Here is a 17,926-nt window from a genome sequence, read left to right as displayed (position 1 = left end):
AAACCTCGCCCGAATATCAAATGACTTCATATCCTATAACCCATCAAGAAACGGTGGTTTCCTCCCCGTTTCCAAAACGGATTACCCATACCGGGATCAGCTTCAGCCCGTCCTCAATGCTGGATGGACGATACGCTGGATACACGTCTACAACCTTACGGTTGGTGCCCGCCACCTTCTGGATGAGCGCCTTCAGCTTGTCCCCACCGGGCAGCTTGACCGATTTCTTCGTCTCCGCACCTTCGTTCAGATATTCGAGCGAACGTTCATAGCTGGATACCGTCTCCTGCTGCATTTCCATGCTGATCGTGCCGAACCGGAACTGCATTGAGTCCATAATCGGGAAGCTGCTGTAATATTGCTGGAATTGGAGCTTTGTCTTCGTATCGGTCGTATCCAGCATCATGCGTGATCGACCTTTCCAGCCGCCATGCTGATTGACAAAATCAACCGCGGACAACGCATCCTTCGCTGCATCAATCTGTCCCGCAGGCGGTGCCGCCGGGTCGGTGTAGCTAATCCAGCGTTGTTCCTGTTTGACTTGCAGACTGCGTTTGCTATCCGTATAGATCTCCGAACCGTCTTTTTCCCGAATGTTTCGGGTCATGCTTGGATCAAAGAACAGGCTGCGCTGCATCTGCTCGACAGTGAATTGGCCTGTAGGCACGTCGGCTTCAATGGTTTCCAGTGCCTCCGCCGGGATATAATATCCACCATCCATCAGCGTATAAGGTGTCCAGTTGCTGCCGAAGTCGACGTGCTGCTGTACGTCCTGTACCGTCAAATCCGCCTGCGTCGCCTCGTAGACCACATCGCCTTTGGCGCTAAAGAACAGTGCGTGAGCCTTCGTCTCATTTTTTGCTGTATATATTGAGATCCGATTAATCGTTTCCCCTTGGAAGAGAGAGTCTGTCCCGAGCCGCATCACGCGCTGTAATAACGCTACAGGGATGCCTTCCTTGAACGACAGCTCAAAGCCAGGATTCTCCTTGCGAATCTGATCCCAATTGATGGATTGCACGCTACGTCGCTGAAAATCATCAAACGTACGACCCTGCAACCGTGAGTAAATCAACTGGTAGAACGTATTGCCCGGATAAAACACCGTATGTTTGTCCTCTCCCAGATGAATAACCATCTGATCAGGAAAAATTAACTCTTCAATATTGCGCTCCTGACCCATATTCTCGGTCTTCACATAGTTCGTCTCTGACGTGACAATCGAATCGCCCCCACCGGGCAAACGATAGATCAGGAAATAACTTTGTACCAAGCTGGCAACGACGAGGGAAGCAAGCACCAGAGATTTAATCCGCTCTTTCAAGGTGCTCACCCCCTTCCTCGCGCATGGGCAGTGTGAACGTTACCGTCGTCCCCACGTCCACCTCGGACTCCAGTGAGATATGACCATCATGAGCCTTCACAATTTCCCGGGCAATGGACAAACCAAGCCCTGTACCGCCCATACTGCGGGAACGAGCCTTGTCTACCCGATAAAACCGTTCAAAAATGCGATCCAGATCCCGCTGTGGAATCCCCATCCCCGTATCGGTCACCGATATAGCGAGAGTATGATCATCATTTCGTCTGGCTGCAATGGTGATTGTGCCACCTTCAAGCGTGTATTTCAGCGCGTTGGACACGACATTATCAAGTACCTGATCAATTTGGTCCCGATCCAGCGGAACCGCTGGAATCCCGTTCTCCACAGAAAGCACAGGTTGAATATCCTTCTGATGCATCTGGAATGAAAAACGGTCTGATACTTCTTCCAGCATCTCCATGATGTCCGTCGGCTGTTTACGCAGCAAAGCTTCCTTGGAATCCAGTCGTGACAAGTGCAGCAGATCCGTAACCAATCGAATCATGCGCTCCGTCTCATTCTGAATGACCCCAACGAATCGTCCAGCGAGCTGCGGATCTTCCAGAGCGCCATCATCCAGCGCTTCTGCATAGCTCTTAATGGTAGTCAGCGGTGTACGCAGCTCATGGGATACATTCGCCACGAATTCACGCCGCGATGCTTCCAGTTCTTCCTGCTCCGTAACGTCTTGAAGCACAGCAATTGTACCCGTAATGCCCAGCTCACGGCGATGAACCGGTGTAAATGTCATACGGATGACAACGGGGTCTTCTTGTCCAGCAGGCGCAATCTGGAGAAGCGTCGAACCCGTGAAGCCACTGGCTAACGCTTCAGCATCTTCCGGATCAATGCCGAGCAGTACGGCAAAGTGTCGTCCCTCAATGTCCGCTGGACGCATGCCCAGAATACTGCTGGCACGCCGGTTCACCAGAATGACTTTTCCATATTCATCTGTTGCGACCACGCCATCACTCATATTCGTGAGAATGGACGTCAGCTTCTCCTTCTCTTCTTCGTTCTGGGAGAGTGCATCGCGAAGCCTGCTGGTCATATAGTTGAACGCCCGACTGAGCTGTCCAATCTCATCCGTTCCGAATACAGGGGTCTGCTGGTCGAAGTTGCCTTCCGCAACCGCCGTCGCCCTTCGGGTGACTTCCTTGATCGGCTGCGTAATCGTATGTGACAGAATAACACCAAGCACTGCGGTTAATACCAAGGCGATCAAAATGCCGGAAATAAAAATCTTGTTAATGCCCTCCATTGTGGCATATAACTCATTCATCGAGGCGGCGATGTACACCGCGCCAATAATCTTGCCGCCGGATAACACTGGCTTGGCAACGACCTTTTTGCGAACATTATCCTCGTCTACGATATATTCCTCATTGTCCCGAATGCCTTGCAGCGCACGGCTGACAACGGTCTGGGTATTTTTGCGCCCAACATAGTCCGAATGGGAACTTAGCGAAGTGGTCAGCACTTTGCCGCTGGCATCCAGCACCTGAATCTCGGCCCCGTTAATGTTGAACAGATTGTTTACCAACACACGCAGATTTTCCGTTTTGTCCTCGCCAGCCTCGGCTTCTCCACCAGCCATCGTCTCACCCACAAGCACAGACAGCATCTCAGCCCGCGCCTGCAAATCCTCCGTGAAGTTGCTGGTCAGCGAGTTCTTCATCGCACTGACAAAATAAACGCCGATCAATTGCATCGCAATCAGAATCAGCAGTACATAGATAATAATCAGTTTCGCCTGAATCGTTCGAAAGAACGAAAATCGCGAGAATCGCCCCATTATATCCCCACGCTTTTGGGACTGCGCACGAGATAACCCAGCCCGCGGCGAGTCAGAATCGTTTCCGGTTTGCTCGGGTTCTCCTCAATCTTCTCACGCAGACGACGAATCGTAACATCCACGGTACGTACATCCCCGAAATATTCATATCCCCATACAGCCTGCAGCAGATGTTCACGGGTCATGACCTTACCCGAATGCTTCGCCATGTAATAGAGAAGCTCATACTCACGGTGGGTCAGATCCAGCGGTTCTCCACCTTTGTAAGCTGTATACATATCCATATCGAATGCCAGATCAAATAAACGCATGACCTGCTTCTCCTCGTCTTCCGGCGCCTCAGCCGTGATGGCAAGCTTCTGCCGTCTGCGCATCTGTGCTTTCACCCGTGCGAGAAGCTCGCGTGTACTGAAAGGTTTTGTCACGTAATCATCCGCACCCAGCTCCAGACCGAGCACCTTGTCAATCTCGCCATCCTTGGCGGTCAGCATAATGATCGGCATCTCCAGATGGGCACGCACCTCGCGGCACACATCCATGCCGTCCTTACCCGGTAGCATCAGATCCAGCAGCATCAGATCCGGCTTCTCGGATAACGCCAGTTCAACCGCACGAATGCCATCGAAAGCGCAGATGACCTCGTACCCCTCTTTTTCCAAATTAAACTTCAGAATGTCCGCAATGGGTTGTTCATCGTCCACCACCAAAATCTTCCCCTGCATCGGCTGTCTTCACCCCTATATCCTGCTTGATCCGCGTGAGCGGTCTATCTCTCTTATATTAAGCTTGAATCAAAGCCTCGTTGAACTTGTTTCTATCTCATTCTTTGACTATCGTCCATATCATATGGCTTGTTGCCTATAGTCTATAGTTTAACATACCTGAAGCACCGTCACATCCCGTTCAGGGTCAATGTGTACTCCAAAATGAAAAATTTTTACAGCAGCAAAAAACAAGGCCAGCATCAACTGCCAACCTTGCTCTGGATTGCGATATAACTAGTTCAAGTACGTCATCGGATTTTCAACCGTTCCGTTCTTGATGATCTCAAAATGCAGATGTGTTCCTGTCGAACGACCCGTGTTGCCCATTACGCCGATGCTCTCGCCTTTTTCAACGACTTGTCCAACCTTAACGCCGATGCTGTTCAAGTGTCCATAAAGTGTTTCGTACCCATTACGATGGTTAATAATAATAACATTGCCATAACCACTCTTCTGTCCTGCAAAAGTAATCACGCCTTCATCAGACGCTTTCACATCACGGTTACCAACCAGATCGACACCTTTGTGCTGACGACCCCAGCGTTGTCCAAAGCTGCTGCTCATCGTAGCGTTGGATACCGGCCAGGCAAATTCGCCTGAACCTTCACCGACTACTTTGGTTCCACTCAGGACCACTTCAGTAACCGCTGCTTTGATGACTTCCTGGCCAAGCCATTCCTCCTGAACGACTTCACCGTTTTCCTTCGTTATCCGATATTGCATGCTTTTCAGACCGCTTTGACCTGGACGCACCACTTTCGTTGTGCCTGCTTTGAGCTCAGCACTTTTGCGTACTTCCACCTGTGGTTTAATCTCAATCTGTTCAACAACCTGCTCCACCGATTTAACGGTAACCGCTGGCTTTGGCACCGTCAGCGTAAGCTCGTCCCCAATTTGCAGCGACGTTTCCTTGATGCCCGGATTATGTTGGCGAATCTCGCTTTGTGTAATTTCGTATTTCGCAGCGATGGAAGAGATCGTATCTCCTTCACGCACGACATAGGTTACAGGCGCGTCTTTACCAACGGTTAAAGCTTTAACCGCCTCGGACACATCCCATAATTTGTTTGGATCAGCCTTCACCACATCTGTTGCCACATCTTCCTTGATGCCAACGGACTTCAGCGTTGTGCTTGGCCCTTCAGCTTTCTTCGATGAGTTTGCCGATACCGACTTCGTCTTGAGCGAACTGCGCACAGCCGATGCCGATATGTATTGGTTCTGCACTTGTTCCAGAATCGCATCAGCTGTTGCCTGATCCTTCACAATGCCGATCACTTCACCGTCTACCTTGAGCTCTACACCCTTGGCATAGGCAGTCAGCATGTCACCGAGCTTGTCCAGCGTCTCATCGCTGTTCACTACGGGCTTGTATGCTTTAATGGTTTCGGTCGTGATACCGTCTGTGTTCAGCACCATTTCCGCTTCTGGATATTTATTTTGGAATTCCTCAGTTTTGTCTGCAAATAATTTCTGTAATTGCGCCTCATCCGTGATGGTGCCAATCTCATTGCCTTTGACCATCACTTTGTAATATGGAACGGTGTTTGCAGCAACGTATTGTTTGCCTGCGAATCCGATCGATGCAGCGATGAATAAACCGCATGCTGCTGTAATGATCCATTTGCGCGAAGCCAGAACGCGCTTTTTGTTACCACTGAAGTTGGACATGCTCATGTTGTTTTTGTCTTCGGCCGTCCGGTGTTCCCCGGATTGTTCGTGTTCCCGGTTCTTGCCCGGTTGGCGTATGCCTCTGAAACCTTTCATGATTCTCTCCTTTTCAGCACTTCTTAGTTCGCATTTCTGTCAAGACATCACCCATTGTGTCTGTCCCATGCTTGTCGATATTTGTATTCGGGTGTCCGCAAATCAGGACTTTAGCTGCGCACATAAAAGTGTCAAAATTTTAACCTTTTATCACACCCGTATACTTTAACACAGGTTTTACACTCATTTCAACTGTACTCATCACAGCGCAAAGCCGCGCCACGCACGGTTTTCCTGTATTATCCATAAGATGGCAGATCGATACTTCTCCCCATATTGCCCCTTTTTCAGGTATACTATGTACTTTTGATCATTTTTTAAGACTAGGTTCTAAGACCCACTGTAATGTGTTTTCTTTTTCATAAAAATACAAGTGAAAAATCCCTTGCCAGATCATCTCTGGTAAGGGATTTCATGAAAGTCATGCTATAGGATGCCTCGAATTGGTAGGATTATATGCTAACCATTTTTTGCATTTTCATTACTAGAAACCTAATTTGCTTCAGCCTCAATTCCCCGAATACGATCTGTTCGATTTCTATGGAATATATATCTAGCAAAGGATTGCCGAACTGCTCCTACAACCTTTTGATTTATTCCGCCTGAAGGACTTCCATCAGGTTATCGTATTCTTCACTGGTCAGATACTTAGAAATCACCTGCTCAATGTCACGCAGCTCCTGTTCGGTCAGGCCACCTTCCATGGCACTTGAAATCTGCTGCATTTCTTTCTGAGGCAGCTTGTTCATCAGCAGACTGAATATCTTTTCTTTTTCCTCCAACGGGAGCTTATCCTTCTTGCCTGTAATGTCATCCGGGGATACTACAATCTCATCATTCCCTGAAGAAGCCGTACCATCGGAACTCGTACCTGTTCCGTTTCCTGATGCTGTACTATTGCCAGCTGCTGTTCCTGAATCGGTGCCCGTATTTGTGCCAGCATCTGCGTCTGTTCCCGTACCAGAGCCGCCCGCTAAGCTAGACCCGGTAGCGGAAGAGTCTGTTCCTGAACCTGTCCCTTGATCCCCGTCTGAGCCTGTATCCTGTCCAGTGCTGTTGTTGCCTGTGCTGGCGCCGGACTCTCCACTCCCTGTCCCATTGCCCATGACAGATATCGCATCTTCCGGAACATGTTCCTCTTCCGCTCCTGCCGGCTGGTCTGTCGTGCCCGTTCCGGGCTTCTTTTCTTCAACAGCTTTACCTCCCAGTGCCCCCTGAAACATAGCCGTTAACCCCATAGGCTGGCCTTCCCACTGAATATTGAAACTCGCCAGCAGCGATTTTACATATGACTGAACAATTAATCCGGTTGTCAGCAAAGTCAACGAACTGACCAGCATCACGGTAAGTACAACTTTAATAAACCATTGAAACAACTTCATTCCCGTTCTCTCCCTCCGTTTTCCGACCCCATATCACATTTAATATTCAGGATCTATGAGTCTACTGTTACCCAGTATTGACGGAAATTCGGGGATTATATCAGGAAGGCACGCGAAAAACCCCAGCCATCGCTAAAATCAAGCGATAACTGGGGCTCTATGGTGCCCGTTTAGGCAAATTAATTAGTAAATGTCTACCTTAGCGTTGCCGGGTTAGCCTAACTGCTTATTCGTAGATAGGAAGAACCTGATTCGTTTGTTCACGATTACGGCCTACAGAGAAGATCGCAATTGGAATACCTGTCAATTCGGAAACACGTTTCACATAGTTCTGTGTGTTCACAGGCAGATCTTCCAGCTTCTTCGCCGTAGTGATATCTTCACTCCAGCCTGGAAGCTCTTCGTATACTGCTTCACATTCTGCCAGCATTTTCAGGCTTGCTGGATAGTGAGTGATAACCTCGCCGCGGAATTTGTATCCTGTGCAGATTTTCACCGTTTCCAGACCTGTCATTACATCCAGGGAATTCAGGGAAAGACCTGTAATGCCACTAACACGACGTGCGTGACGAACAACGACACTGTCGAACCAGCCGACACGACGTGGACGTCCCGTTACCGTACCGTACTCATGTCCCGTCTCACGGATTTGGTCACCAATCGCATCATGCAGCTCTGTCGGGAAAGGACCATCTCCTACACGTGTTGTGTAGGCTTTAGCCACACCGATAACTTGCTGAATACGAGCTGGGCCAACGCCAGAGCCGATACATACCCCGCCTGCGGACGGATTGGATGAAGTAACAAATGGATAAGTTCCTTGATCAAGATCCAACATAACGCCTTGTGCACCTTCGAACAATACTTTTTTGTCCTCATCGATGTATTCATTGAGCACTACTGATGTATCACGAACATAAGGACGCAGAATTTCGGCATATCCGAGGTAATCTTTCAGAATTTCTTCTACATCTACAGGCTCGCCGCCATAAACTTGCTCGATTACGCGGTTCTTTTCTTTAACCAAATGACGCAGTTTCAGCTCGAACTCTTCCGCATCAAGCAGATCAACCATACGAATACCGATACGAGCTGATTTGTCCATGTAACATGGGCCAATTCCTTTGCCTGTTGTACCGATTTTGTTCGGGCCTTTGCTCTCTTCTTCCAATGCATCCAATACCATGTGATATGGCAGGATGATGTGTGCGCGTTCGCTGATAGACAGGTTTTTCGTAGTAAAGTCATTGTCATGAATATAGTTAATTTCTTCGATGAGTGCCTTCGGGTTGATAACCATACCGTTACCAATTACACATGCTTTATCCGTGTAGAAGATACCCGATGGGATCATCGTCAATTTATATTTTTTGTTATCGATCAGAATCGTGTGTCCTGCATTGTTACCGCCTTGGTAACGAGCAACCACATCTGCGGATTCCGCCAAATAATCCGTAATCTTGCCTTTACCTTCGTCTCCCCATTGCGTTCCCACTACAACTACCGTTGACATAGTACATACCTCCGTGGGTGCCTTGCGCACCTTTGTATTGGTCTGTCCGTCCTCTATCTCGGCAGGAATTTGAAGTGAAATTACCAGCGGAGAAGCGTGCTAACGGACAGTGAAAATCCCCCTCTATTTACATCCAAGGGAAGGTTTTCGCTGCTTTAACGCAGCAGTACTAGTGTACCAGTCCCTTTTTTCAAAGTCAAATCAAATGGCGAACAATTAGATATAGTAAAACCTTAATGTTCGGAATTGACTCAATATTCCGCCACAAAAAACCGGCGAAGCCAGTCAAAACTTGCTTGACGGCTAACCCCGGTTATACAATACGTATTCCCATCCAACGCTATATATCGTATTCACAACGTATTTATGAGTTCATAGGGATCTAATGGTTGATCTCGGGACAGACGATTTCACTTCCCTATCGAAGGCAGTCTGTGCCTGTCCCCTACATGGCAAAGGCATCATTATGTGCCCGCTCGTAGTTAACGAATTTATTAAAGTTCTTCAGGAAGACCAGTTCTACCGTGCCTACCGGACCATTACGTTGTTTGGCGATAATAATCTCGATAATGTTTTTCTTCTCGGTCTCCTGGTTATAGTAGTCATCCCGGTACAGGAACGCTACGATGTCAGCATCTTGCTCGATCGATCCCGATTCCCGCAAGTCACTCATCATCGGACGTTTATCCTGACGTTGCTCTACACCCCGGCTCAGCTGAGACAAAGCAATAACCGGAACTTCCAATTCCCGGCCAATTTGTTTCAGTGTACGTGAGATCTCGGATACCTCTTGTTGACGGTTCTCCCCGGCTTTACCGCGTCCACTAATCAGTTGAAGGTAGTCGATCAGAATCATGCCAAGACCTTTCTCTTTCTTGAGACGACGGCATTTGGCACGAATATCGGCTACGGTAATCCCTGGTGTATCATCAATGTAGATGTTTGCTTCGTTCAAAGCTGCAATACCCATCGTGAGCTTCTGCCAATCTTCATCACCTTTGAAATCACCCATACGCATGACACCCGCATCCAGATTGGCCTCTGCACAGATCATACGCTGCACGAGCTGTGCGGCTGACATCTCCAGACTGAATATCGCAACCGTCTCCTGCGCCCGAATGGCTACATTCTGAGCGATATTCAAGGCAAAGGCGGTCTTACCTACAGATGGACGTGCCGCTACAATGATCAAGTCACTCCGTTGGAATCCGGCGGTCATCTTGTCCAGATCGATGAACCCGGACGGAATGCCCGTTGTGGTGCCCTTGTTCTGATGCAGCGTCTCCACACGATCGAATACTTCCATCAGTACATCCTGAATGGCTATAAAACCACTACTGGAACGCCGGTTGGAAATTTCCAGAATGCGCCGCTCTGCTTCTCCAAGCATAGCCGCAACATCCTCGCCGCCCGTGTATCCTTCACTTACAATCTGCGTAGCCGTACGAATCAGGCGACGCAGCATGGATTTCTCTTCAATAATCTGAGCGTAATAATCCACGTTCGCGGCAGTCGGTACACCATGAGCCAGCTTCGCCAGATAACTGACGCCGCCAATGTCCTCAAGCTCGCCTTTATCCTTCAGAAGCGAAGTCAGTGTCACGAGGTCAATCGGTTGGTTTCCCTCGCCCAGCTGGATCATCGCTTCAAAGATTAATTGATGGGGTTTATCATAGAAATCCTCGGTTTGCACCCGTTCCATCGCTGTAATCAGGGCTTCGCCCTGCAACAGGATTGCACCCAGCACGGCCTGTTCGGCTTCCAGGTTCTGTGGGGGAATCCGGTCGAATAACATTTCGCCGCCCATCTTACTCCTCCGTTACCTGTACCTTCAAGGTTGCCTTCACTTCAGGGTGAACCTTGACGGTGACTTGCGTTACGCCGAGTGTGCGAATAGGCTCGTCCAGTTCGATTTTGCGTTTGTCGACTTTCAGACCTTTCGCTGCCAGAGCTTCAGCGATTTGTTTGCTCGTGATTGCACCGAACAGACGGCCGCCTTCGCCGGATTTTGCTTTTAGTTCAGTCACTTCAGCTTCCAGCTTTTTAGCCAGAGCTTCCGCTTCTGCTTTCTCTTCCTGTTTACGTCTGTCTTCCGCTGCCTTCTGGTTGTCCAGTGTTTTCATGTTTCCGTCTGTTGCTGGACGTGCGATTCCCCGTGGCAGAAGGAAGTTCTGTGCGTATCCCTCGGACACTTCCTTCACTTGCCCTTTTTTCCCTTGACCCTTCATATCTTTTATAAAAATGACTTTCATTCGAACAGCCCCTCTTCCTTTTCGATTTCAGCCAGTACGTTCGTCAGCCGTTTTTCTGCCTCTCCAAGCGTTCCTTCAAGCTGTACGGCAGCATTCGTCAAATGTCCGCCACCGCCCAGTCGTTCCATAACCACCTGAACATTCATGCGCCCCAGCGATCTCGCGCTGATGCCAATCAGTCCATCCGGACGTTCACTAATGACAAATGAAGCGACCACGTCGGTCATATTTAGCAATGTGTCCGCCACTTGAGCGATCATCATCTGTGGAATCTTGTTGCCAGGGTCCGTGACCGCCAGCGCAATGTTCCCGTATACCATTTTAGCATGCTTTATGATTTCTGCCTTAGCAATATATTCTGACAGATCTTCCTTCATGAGCCGCTGAATCATAATTGTGTCTGCACCACTACGACGCAGGAAGCCTGCCGCTTCAAACGTTCTCGAACCTGTGTGAAGTGCAAAATGCTTCGTATCCACTGTAATTCCGGCTAATAACGCCGTCGCTTCCAGCGGAGTGAATTGTACCTTGTCATGAATATACTGAAGAAGCTCAGTCACCAGTTCCGCAGCCGAGGAAGCATATGGCTCAAGATAGATTAGCACTGCATCGTTAATGAATTCTTCACCCCGACGGTGGTGATCCACAACCACGACACGTGTAGCGGATTGCACCAGCTTCGGCTCCATGGTCATGGATGCCTTATGCGTATCCACTACAACAAGCAGCGTATGTTCTGTCATCATCTGAGTAGCCTGTTCTGGCAACACAAAAGCTTTGGACAATTTCTCATCCTTGTTCACCTGTTCCATCATTCGTTCAATGGATGGGTTGGGCCCGTCCAGCACAATTCGTGCCTCTACATTGTAGAGACTCGCCGCTTTCCATACCCCAATAGACGCGCCAATCGCATCCATGTCGGGCATTTTGTGGCCCATGATGATTACCCGGTCGCTCTCCTGCATCAGATCACGTAATGCATGGGCGATAACCCGGGCTCTTACACGTGTTCGTTTCTCCACCGCGTTGGACTTTCCACCGTAAAAGGACAACCGTTGTCCAGATTTTACAGCAGCCTGATCGCCACCACGACCAAGTGCCATATCCAGACTGGACTGAGCCAGTTCTCCCATCTCACTGATGGTATCCGAACCAAATGCCAGTCCAACACTTAGCGTCATCGGTACTTTAAGATCAGCGGTCATCTCCCGGACTTCATCCAGAATGACGAATCGGCTCTGCTCCAGCTCCTGCAAAGACTTATAATTCAGCATCATGAGATACCGATCAGAGGAGAGGCGGCGCAGGTAAACCTCATACCGCTTCGCCCAGGACGTAATCTCACTGGTTACACGAGCAATCAGCGCAGTCCGCTGTTGGTCGTCCATGCCTTGAGAAGCCTCGTCCAGGTTATCGAGAACCAGAATGCCCAGTGCAATGCGTTCATTCTCATATTTATCACGTAGAATGGCTAGCTCCGTAATTTCGTAGACATATACATACCGCTCCTGCGGATTATGAATGACTCCATAATAACGGTCATCCAGTTGAAATTCGTCATGAAGTTCCTTGGACGACTCCTTGGTTCCATCCTTCTTTTCCTTCGGTTGAGGAAGTTTGGGAAACAAATTTTGCAGCGGATTGCCCACCATCGTCTTTTCCTGGAACATGTCCGCGACGAAGCGGTTATGCCACTCTACTGTACGATCCTCACTGTACAGCACAATACCGAATGGAAGCATGCTGACCGCTTCCCCCTCCATCCTCTTAATCCGAATGGACAGGCCATTAATGTAGTCGTTAAGCTCACGACGGAACGCGAGCTCCGCCTTAATCATGACGATTCCCAGCGCCGAAGCCAGTATCAGACTAATCAAACCAAGCGTCCAGTTATAGATGGTCACGGACATAACAAGCAGAAGCAGCAGTATGAACGCCCATACGGTATAGTAGCCGTGCCAGCGTTTCTTCAGAAATTTAGGCATGACTCATCACCCTATCGTTTTGGTTTCGATATTGCCTCGCGAAGCGGGAACGCCAGATCGATAATCCCGATAATCCGCAGCGGTCCAATGAAGAAGACTGCCGCCGCCAGCAAATACGGTACAACCGGATTCCATTTCTTTGCATGTGAGAGAAAGAAGAAGAAGCCGATAGCTTGAATCATGAAGCCCAGATTGATCAGAGGCGACAGGTTCATGGCAATCATGGTCCAGTACGTTCCATCACTTTGTCTGGATATCACCTCGAACAACAATGCCAGGAAGTAATACCAGATTAGTGCACGCGGCATACGCCATTCACGCGCAGGTGGAAATTTCGGTACAGCCACGCCCATAACGTTCAGAATCGGACGTGCAATGAGATGTGTAATTAGAGCCATGACCAGAGACGTGACCACCAGGGCGAACGGAATCATAAGCTGCGTCTGCCTAGCAACATCCTGAGTCATTTCAGGTGTCCATACAAACCCATTTACCATCTGACTGGATGTATTCGTCAGGGGTTCAATCGTCAATCTAACCACATCATCAATATAACTCGACAAATCAAATTGGAAGATTACACTTCCAATCAACAAAAGCAACAGATATTCGGCCAGCATGGCTCCACTTCCAACCATTAGGGCGAACAGGGCCGATTTCTTTTTCTTATACGCATTGCCCATAACGATCGCGGGCAGGGTGAACAAAAGCAGTAATAACAGATAAATCGGGCTAAACACCACCAAAATAATCGCCACTGGGACGAGATGCCATATAAATGATTTTACCGGTAATGAAGCAAACAAAATAACTCCTGGTATCATCATGAAAAATATGGCCAAAACCGATAAAGGAGTTAACAGCGAAAGTAGCAAGAGCAGATAGACTACGCTCCAGACAGCTGATTTAAAGCTAAATTTCAACAAATTCACCTCTTACGCATGTGATCTTCTAGCGCGGAAATATCCTGGTACCAGTCTTCCAGCTGGTGACCTTCCTGTTTATGCTTTTTCAATTTCTCAACAAGCAGTGCATCCAGATCCTTGAAAGGAATACCGAGCCTGCGGCCCAATATGTAACTACTCATCATCAAACTGGCGAGACTGTCCCCGATTCGGGTTGTGCTGCCTTCCCATAACGCTTTGAACAATCGGGATACCTGATCAAGCACTTCGGTTTTAAGCCATTCAATCACTTTAGCGCGTTTGGCTACATCCAGTTCTTTAGGCATATTGGCGAAAGTCACTCTCCCCGAAAAAGCTTTATTCTCCATTATAGCATAAAAAGGGGGGCCGCAAAATTACCCAAAAAGCGGAGAAGTCCTCCGAAACTCATTTTAGGAACTTTGCGGGGACCCCATACAACGAATTCGCATTTTAACTTGGAAAATTCATTTAATTTCGATCTTGTTCAGCTCTTCTTAAGTTTAACATGATACCGGACGGCTGTGATTATCCACGCGGTTGCAACAATATTGAAATTTGTTTTCGGCTACTTCACTTTCATGGATTCCTTCGCTACAATGCCTTCGCAATATTCAATAATCTGACTCCGTCTTACGATACCAATGAAGCGCTCCATATCATCGACCACCGGCACAAAGTTCTGAACCTTGGCCAGATTAATCAAGTCCTCCATATTGGCTTCAATGGATACGGGCTTGATATCCAGGCGAAGTGGGACGTCTTTGAGCAAAAATTTTGAAGCGTTTTCAAATGAGATCTTTCCCTCGGAGTTCTTCATATACCACAACAGGTCACCCTCAGTTACCGTTCCAATATACTTGCCTTCCTTATTCAAAATGGGCACCGCCGTGAACCGATGATATTCCATCCGTTCCAGCGTTTGCCGCAGAGTAGAATCCGACGTTACACATGTAACTTCCTGTTTGGGCAGCAAAAAAAATGCGATGTTCATACCCGTACGTATCCTCCTTGTGAATTTCATCATTCAGCTTATCTCACTCAACTTATATCATACGAATCAGAACGCCAGATGTTCCAAAAGGACAACATTCAATTCCTTCTACAAAGAAAAAAAACAGCAGTCCGCCAATAAACGCACTGCTGATCATTCTCTGAAACATAACACCTGTATGGAATTGGTTATTCGATCTTCTGCCGGTCAGGAATCATCACTTCACCGGCTGGGGTCGATTCATCCATCCAGTTGTTAATCAGCTCTTTGGCATATTGGACGTCTTTCTCATCTGCCTTGCCGTAATAAATTCCGTCTTTCCGCATCCCTTCGCCCAAGATAGTGAAGCTTGAGATTTGCGGTTTTTCCTGCGTCAGTACCTGTTTGGCCAGATCAATAATGAAGGAAGGCTGCATATCCGTCTGGAAGCTGTCTCCCATAATCTGAATCAATTCCGGAATTTTGCTGATGGCATTCAGATTAAGCATCTCATTCGCCATCGCATTCAGGAAGATTTGCTGCCGCTTGGTCCGATTAAAATCGCTATCCTCGCGGTATCTCACATAGTAAAGTGCTTCCTGTCCGTCATAGATCGGCTTGCCGCCTTCTATCGTGAACTGCACATGTTCCGGATTCTTGTTCACAATGTCCTCATCGATCGGCAGCTTCACGCCACCAAGTGCATCAACGACTTTTTTGATCCCGTCAAAGTTAATCGTTGCATAGTAGCCTACATCCGCATCGAGAAACTTCTCCACCGTATTGATAGACATATTCTCCCCACCGAAGGCGTAGGCATGCGCAAGCTTGTCATAATCATCCTCGCCATCCTTGTTGGCATCACGGCCAACAATCTGAACATAGGTATCACGCGGAATGGATACCAGAAGTACACGGGATTCTTTCGGACGAACAACGGCATAGATGACCGTGTCAGAGCGTCCACGTGTTTTCTCATAAGCACGTTTGTCCGAACCAAGCAGCAGCACCGAGAACGGTTCTTTGCGATATACGGTTGGATCTGGCGTATTGTTACCCTCCTGGGGAACATAGGAACGGGACAACTGATCTTCAACTGAACCAGCGAGAAACAGATCGAAGGCTGCTACAGCAAGCTGCTGACGAAACAAATAGCCCCCGATTAACAAAACAACGAGCGAAACGAGCGTTATATATAGACCTTTTCTTCTTTTCTTCTTCTTATCTTTAGTTCTGCTTTTCATCCATCGATTCCTTCTTCACTGTCAAAATGAAATTCGATACTGCCTCTATATAAGCTGAATATAACTTGTCCTGACCCCGCAATGGTCCAGTTTTAATTATTTGTTCAACTTATATAATTACCATTAAACGTGCGGATTGGCTTGTGACACGGTGTTCTCTGAAGTTTTCTCTATCTGAAAAGAAAACGCCGCTCACGCTCGTTCTATTGTAATCATTGCTGGATGATGAAAAGTTACAATACGGTTAAATTGAAAAGAACAGCCCCCTTTTTTACTGGCAAAAAGAGCACTGTTCTCTTGATGTGGAATGTCCAACCATTCAGTTTGTTGATGCGGTCTCTACAAGATTCCGTTTCTCTTTATGACGCTGACGTCCTGTAATAAGCGCAGCCACCAGCGTGAGCACACTGAAAATGACCGCAGACCAGAACAGCCCACTATACCCCTCACCGGTTGTCTGATGCAGAGCCTGTAGCAGCACATCTCGAATGCCCGAATCCGGAATTTGAGAGAGTCCTTCGGTTATGCTGGAAATATCGCTTCCTGAAGCTGCGCTGCCACCAGATGCATATTGTTGAAGCGCTTCGGGTGGCACCTGAATGCCCTGATCTGCGAGACCTTGTTGAATATTGGATCCCAGGTTGGAGAAGGAACGAGCCAGAAAGCCGGCAAAAATGGTTGGCGCGATTGCCATAGCCATCTGACGGAACAAGGAACTGGTCGCCACCGCAATACCTTTGTTGTTCTCACCCGCCTGTTCGGTAACGAGCACGTTCACCGGAGCTCCCAGCATCATACCGAAGCCGACCCCCACGAGCACACTCGCAATTACGAATTGCCAGATATGCTCTACCCACAGCGGGAAGAGCAGAAAACCGATAGCCGACAGCACTCCTGCCACGGATAAGGTCCAGATTGGCCCTTTGCGGTCAACCAGATAACCCCCACCCCCTGCACCAATTCCCGAAGCCAGTGCAAGCGGCGTAAACCAGTAGCCGGAGGCTGTGTTGGATACCCCGAGGTATTGCTCAACAAAGCCTGGAATGAAGATCACGGATGCCAGAATGGCTCCGGAGAAAAAGGCAATCAGCAGCGTCCAACGAAAGGACGCAATGCCCAGAAGCTGTGTAGATACAACAGGTTCACGTTGTGATCCTTCAAGCCTTTTTTCAAGAAAGTAGAAGAGAACCAGAACGACCACACCTGCCAGGAAAAAGCCATAGAACATCGGCGAGCCAAGACTTTGCAGCATATTTACGCCATCCAGATTGCTGAAGCTGTACATCAGACTGAGCACACCCAGCGTCAGGACCGCTATACCGCTCCAGTCCACCGCCTTACGGCTCAACTCCTGTTCTTCATGAATATAACGAATACCTGCAATAAACAGCAAAATGGCGATCGGTACATTGATCAAGAACAACCAATGCCAATTCCCCGTGATATCGAGGATAAAGGCACCAATATTCGGCCCAAGAATCGCGGCAACCCCGTTCATCCCTCCCAGAAGACCCAAGGCTGTGCCCTGACGCTCCGCTGGGAACTTGCTTAATACGTAAGAGCTCGCAATGATAAATATCCCGCCACCACCCAACGCTTGGATGACACGAGCCATCAGGAAGAAGGTAAACGATGTGCTTAGCGCAACGAGTAAAGACCCGATTCCGAACAAAGCTACTTCAATCAGAAACAGCTTCTTGCGTCCATAACGGTCGGAAAGCTTGCCTGCAATCGGCACACTCACCGCGAGTCCAAGCGTATAGAGGGTAATTGTCCATGCTCCCCACGTCGGCGACACGCCAAACGATGCATTTAGAGTGGTTAGGGACGAGGTGATAATTCCGTTATCCAGCGCAGCCATAAACACCCCGATAGCAAATAGGATAAGCGGCCATTTCATTTGTTTTTGCATCACATGTTTCCTCCCCGATCAGATTGCAATCCAGTAGTGTAAGGCTGTAATGA

General features: G+C 48.4%; 14 protein-coding genes. All 14 read right to left on the bottom strand.

Annotation, left to right across the window (positions count from 1 at the left end):
• Positions 1 to 43 precede the first annotated feature (43 nt).
• The 14 genes from P364_RS0107665 to P364_RS0107600 all read right to left on the bottom strand — a co-directional run bounded on the left by P364_RS0107665 (position 44) and on the right by P364_RS0107600 (position 17,873).
• Positions 44 to 1,324 (bottom strand): YycH family regulatory protein, encoded by a 1,281-nt coding sequence (locus P364_RS0107665; RefSeq protein WP_024629557.1) that lies wholly within the window; start codon positions 1,322 to 1,324, stop codon positions 44 to 46.
• Positions 1,308 to 3,158: a cell wall metabolism sensor histidine kinase WalK gene (walK, locus tag P364_RS0107660; protein WP_024629556.1), complete on the bottom strand. Its 1,851-nt coding sequence runs from the start codon at positions 3,156 to 3,158 to the stop codon at positions 1,308 to 1,310. The genes P364_RS0107665 and walK overlap by 17 nt, the downstream gene beginning before the upstream one ends.
• Positions 3,158 to 3,880: a response regulator YycF gene (yycF, locus tag P364_RS0107655; RefSeq protein ID WP_024629555.1), complete on the bottom strand. Its 723-nt coding sequence runs from the start codon at positions 3,878 to 3,880 to the stop codon at positions 3,158 to 3,160. The genes walK and yycF overlap by 1 nt, the downstream gene beginning before the upstream one ends.
• 276 nt (positions 3,881 to 4,156) lie before the next feature.
• Positions 4,157 to 5,689: a peptidoglycan DD-metalloendopeptidase family protein gene (locus tag P364_RS0107650; RefSeq protein WP_024629554.1), complete on the bottom strand. Its 1,533-nt coding sequence runs from the start codon at positions 5,687 to 5,689 to the stop codon at positions 4,157 to 4,159.
• Positions 5,690 to 6,282: 593 nt separating this feature from the next.
• Positions 6,283 to 7,071 carry a hypothetical protein gene (locus tag P364_RS0107645; RefSeq protein ID WP_024629553.1) on the bottom strand — a complete coding sequence of 263 codons (789 nt, stop codon included), beginning with the start codon at positions 7,069 to 7,071 and terminating at the stop codon, positions 6,283 to 6,285.
• A 226-nt stretch (positions 7,072 to 7,297) separates the two neighbouring features.
• Positions 7,298 to 8,584, bottom strand: coding sequence for an adenylosuccinate synthase (locus P364_RS0107640; RefSeq protein ID WP_024629552.1), 1,287 nt, complete (start codon positions 8,582 to 8,584; stop codon positions 7,298 to 7,300).
• A gap of 445 nt (positions 8,585 to 9,029) precedes the next feature.
• Positions 9,030 to 10,391: a replicative DNA helicase gene (dnaB, locus tag P364_RS0107635; RefSeq protein ID WP_024629551.1), complete on the bottom strand. Its 1,362-nt coding sequence runs from the start codon at positions 10,389 to 10,391 to the stop codon at positions 9,030 to 9,032.
• 1 nt (position 10,392) lies between these two features.
• The gene (gene rplI, locus P364_RS0107630; protein ID WP_024629550.1) at positions 10,393 to 10,836 is read right to left on the bottom strand and encodes a 50S ribosomal protein L9; all 444 of its coding nucleotides are present in this window, start codon (positions 10,834 to 10,836) and stop codon (positions 10,393 to 10,395) included.
• Complete coding sequence (locus tag P364_RS0107625; RefSeq protein ID WP_024629549.1) at positions 10,833 to 12,821, bottom strand: DHH family phosphoesterase; 1,989 nt, start codon at positions 12,819 to 12,821, stop codon at positions 10,833 to 10,835. The genes rplI and P364_RS0107625 overlap by 4 nt, the downstream gene beginning before the upstream one ends.
• Before the next feature lie 11 nt (positions 12,822 to 12,832).
• Positions 12,833 to 13,753 carry a DUF2232 domain-containing protein gene (locus tag P364_RS0107620; protein ID WP_236642445.1) on the bottom strand — a complete coding sequence of 307 codons (921 nt, stop codon included), beginning with the start codon at positions 13,751 to 13,753 and terminating at the stop codon, positions 12,833 to 12,835.
• Complete coding sequence (locus tag P364_RS0107615) at positions 13,750 to 14,052, bottom strand: MazG-like family protein (protein WP_024629547.1); 303 nt, start codon at positions 14,050 to 14,052, stop codon at positions 13,750 to 13,752. Before P364_RS0107615 ends, P364_RS0107620 begins: the two co-directional genes overlap by 4 nt.
• Before the next feature lie 260 nt (positions 14,053 to 14,312).
• Complete coding sequence (locus P364_RS0107610) at positions 14,313 to 14,738, bottom strand: CBS domain-containing protein (RefSeq protein ID WP_024629546.1); 426 nt, start codon at positions 14,736 to 14,738, stop codon at positions 14,313 to 14,315.
• A gap of 188 nt (positions 14,739 to 14,926) precedes the next feature.
• Positions 14,927 to 15,961 carry an LCP family protein gene (locus P364_RS0107605; RefSeq protein ID WP_024629545.1) on the bottom strand — a complete coding sequence of 345 codons (1,035 nt, stop codon included), beginning with the start codon at positions 15,959 to 15,961 and terminating at the stop codon, positions 14,927 to 14,929.
• A gap of 319 nt (positions 15,962 to 16,280) precedes the next feature.
• On the bottom strand, positions 16,281 to 17,873 hold the full coding sequence (locus P364_RS0107600) for an MFS transporter (RefSeq protein WP_024629544.1): 1,593 nt from the start codon (positions 17,871 to 17,873) through the stop codon (positions 16,281 to 16,283).
• Positions 17,874 to 17,926: the final 53 nt, after the last annotated feature.

The sequence above is a fragment of the Paenibacillus sp. MAEPY2 genome (assembly GCF_000499205.1).
Taxonomy (GTDB): Bacteria; Bacillota; Bacilli; order Paenibacillales; family Paenibacillaceae; genus Paenibacillus; species Paenibacillus vandeheii.
The sequence above is the reverse complement of the archived record's forward strand: the minus strand, read 5'-3'. Positions and strand labels throughout refer to the sequence as shown.